This window comes from Rathayibacter rubneri (genome assembly GCF_023743255.1).
In the GTDB taxonomy this organism is placed as follows: domain Bacteria; phylum Actinomycetota; class Actinomycetes; order Actinomycetales; family Microbacteriaceae; genus Rathayibacter; species Rathayibacter rubneri.
The window spans coordinates 1-3,161 of sequence record NZ_JAMRYM010000180.1 but is presented as its reverse complement, the minus strand read 5'-3'; the positions used below and the strand labels follow the sequence as shown (position 1 = coordinate 3,161).

The following is a 3,161-nucleotide window of genomic DNA, read 5'->3' as shown; positions in this document are numbered from 1 at the left end:
GGGTACTCGCTCATGGGGACCGACAGTAGGGCACCGGTGCTCCGCTCCCCCGGAGCTTGACAGCGGACGCCGTCGTCCGATTCCCGCGATCGTCCCGCGCGCGAGCGTGACAGGCTCGAGTCGTGCCCACCGCAGATCCGACGTTCGAGGAGCGCTACCGCGCCGTCGCCTCCCGCGACGCCCGCTTCGACGGCCGCTTCATCACCGGCGTGCACTCCACCGGCATCTACTGCCGCCCCAGCTGCCCCGCCGCCACGCCCCGACCCGGCAACGTGCGCTTCTACCCGACGGCGGCCGCGGCGCACGAGGCGGGACTGCGCGCGTGCAAGCGCTGCCTGCCCGACGCGGTCCCCGGCTCGCCCGAGTGGAACCTGCGCGACGACACCGCGGCGCGCGCGATGCGCCTGATCGCCGACGGGGTCGTCGACCGGGAGGGCGTCGAGGGGCTCGCGGCCCGGCTCGGCTACGGGGCCCGGCACCTCGGGCGGATCCTGCGCGAGGAGCTCGGAGCGCCGCCGCTCGCGCTCGCCCGCGCGCAGCGGGCGCAGACGGCGCGGCTGCTGCTGACGGGGACGGAGCTGCCGGTGTCCGAGGTCGCGTTCGCGGCCGGCTTCGCGAGCATCCGGCAGTTCAACGCCACGATCGCGGAGGTGTACGAGCGCACTCCCAGCACGCTGCGCGCGAGCGCCCGAGGGGCCCGCACCGGCGTCGGAGTGCAGGCGGGCGCGACGACGCTCGAGCTCCGGCTGCCGGTGCGGGCGCCGTTCGACCCGGGCGTGCTCGACGTCCTCTCGGCCGATGCGGTCGACGGGATCGAGGAGGGGTCGCCCGGCGTCCACGCCCGCTCGCTCGCGCTGCCCGGCGGCCCCGCCGTGGTGCGGCTCGAGCACGACGGCGGTGCGGTGCGCTGCACGGCGACCCTCGCCTCCGTCGCCGACATCGGCCCCCTCGTCTCGCGGGTGCGCCGACTGCTCGACCTCGACGCCGACGCGCGCGCGATCGACGAGGCGCTCTCGGCGGATCCGCTGCTCGCGCCGCTCGTCGCGGCCGTCCCCGGGATCCGCCTGCCCGGCTCCGTCGACCCGGCCGAGACCCTGGTGCGCGTCCTGCTCGGTCGTCACGTCCCGCCCGCCGCCGCGCTGCGCGACCTGGTGGCCCGTCTCGGCGAGGACCTGCCCGACTCGATCGCCACCGGATCGATCACGCGGTCCTTCCCCTCCCCCGCCGCGATCGCCGAGCACGGCGCCGAGGTGCTGCGCGGCCCCGCGCACCGCATCGACACGGTCCTGCGCGTCTGCGCCCTCCTCGCCGACGGCGCGCTGCGGCTGGACGCCGGAGCCGGCCGCGACGAGCTGGCGGAGCACCTGCTCGCGGTGCCGGGCATCGACGCCTGGACCGCCGGCTGCGTCGCGATGCGCGTCACCGGCGATCCCGACGTGCTGCTCCCGGACGACCCGGCGCTGCTCTCCGGGGCACTCGCGGCGGGACTCGCCGCCGACCCGCGCTCGCTCGCGGAAGTGGGCCGCCGCTGGGCGCCCTGGCGCAGCTACGCCGGGATGCACCTGCGGCGCGCGGCTACTCGTTCGGCGAGGGCGGGATGATCGGCAGGGAGGCCGTCATCGCCTCGATGCCCGAGAGGCGCGCGGGTGAGATCAGCCGCAGCACCTCCTCCCGCGACATCAGCCCCGCCTCGACGACGAGGTCGGCCACGTTCCGGCCCGTCGCGAGGGCCGCCTTGGCGATCGCGGCCGACGCGGTGTAGCCGATGCTCGGGGTGAGCGCCGTGACGACGCCGACGGAGGAGGCGACCATCGCCTCGAGCCGCGCCGTGTTGGCCGTGATGCCGTCGATGCAGTTGACGCGCAGGGTGAGGCAGGCCTGGGTCATCCAGGTGATGCTCTGCAGGAGCGAGTGGGCGATCACCGGCTCGAAGGCGTTGAGCTGCAGCTGGCCCGCCTCGGCCGCCATCGTGACCGTGACATCGGCGCCGGCGACGGAGTAGGCGACCTGGCTGACCGCCTCCGGGATCACCGGGTTCACCTTGCCGGGCATGATGCTCGACCCGGCCTGGCGCGGCGGCAGGTTGATCTCGCCGAAGCCCGCCTGCGGGCCGGAGGAGAGCAGGCGCAGGTCGTTGCAGATCTTCGACAGCTTGATCGCCGAGCGCTTCAGCGCGCTCGAGAACGACATGAAGACACCCGTGTCGCTGGTCGCCTCGACGAGGTCCTGCGCCATCTCGAGATCGAGGTCGGTGAGCTCGTTGAGGTGCCGGACGGCGGCGGCTCCGTAGCGCGGGTCGGCGGTGATGCCCGTGCCGATCGCGGTGGCGCCGAGGTTGACCTCGGCGAGCAGCCAGATCGTCTCGGAGAGCCGCGCGTGGTCCTCGCCGAGGGTCGTGGCGAAGCCGTGGAACTCCTGGCCGAGGGTCATCGGCACCGCGTCCTGCAGCTGGGTGCGGCCCACCTTGAGGACGCCGCCGAACTCGACCGCCTTCTGCGAGAACGACTCGCGCAGCAGCGCCAGCTCGTCCAGGAGGCGCCGCAGCGACCAGGTCATCGCCATCTTGATCGCCGTCGGGTAGACGTCGTTGGTCGACTGGCTCCGGTTGACGTCGTCGAGCGGATGCAGAGTGGCGTAATCGCCCTTGGGACGTCCCGCGATCTCGAGCGCCACGTTGGCGACGACCTCGTTCGCGTTCATGTTGGTCGAGGTGCCTGCTCCGCCCTGGATGACGCCGACCACGAACTGGTCGTGGAACTCGCCGTCGAGGATGCGGCGGCAGGCCGCCTCGATCAGCTCGGCCTTGTGCTGCGGGAGGCTGCCGATCTCGGTGTTCGCCCGCGCGGCGGCGAGCTTCACGGTCGCGAGCGCGCGCACGAGATCGGGGTAGATCGAGATGGGCCGCTTCGAGATCGGGAAGTTCTCGAGAGCCCGGGCGGTGTGGATGCCCCAGTAGGCGTCGCCGGGTATCTCGAGGGAGCCGAGGGAGTCGCTCTCGGTGCGGGTCACGGCGGGTCCTTCCTGGTCGCTCTCGGGGAGGGTGCTCGGTGCGAGGGTCACGTCAGCTCCGTTGCTGTCGTCGGTGCGGCCCCGGGGGTGCAGGGGGCCGCGGACTGCGCCGCCAGCCTACGCCGGGGGCGCGGCCCCCTGCACCCCCGGGG

General features: G+C 74.0%; 2 protein-coding genes. One reads left to right on the top strand and one right to left on the bottom strand.

Features of this window, described 5'->3' with window-relative positions; all coding sequences use genetic code 11:
* The first annotated feature begins 122 nt into the window (after positions 1 to 122).
* Positions 123 to 1,601 (top strand): DNA-3-methyladenine glycosylase 2 family protein, encoded by a 1,479-nt coding sequence (locus NB037_RS19085; protein WP_251948597.1) that lies wholly within the window; start codon positions 123 to 125, stop codon positions 1,599 to 1,601.
* Here the strand turns inward: NB037_RS19085 and NB037_RS19080 are convergent.
* Positions 1,576 to 3,060, bottom strand: coding sequence for an aspartate ammonia-lyase (locus NB037_RS19080; RefSeq protein WP_251948594.1), 1,485 nt, complete (start codon positions 3,058 to 3,060; stop codon positions 1,576 to 1,578). The two genes, NB037_RS19085 and NB037_RS19080, sit on opposite strands and share 26 nt — an antisense overlap.
* Positions 3,061 to 3,161 lie beyond the last annotated feature (101 nt).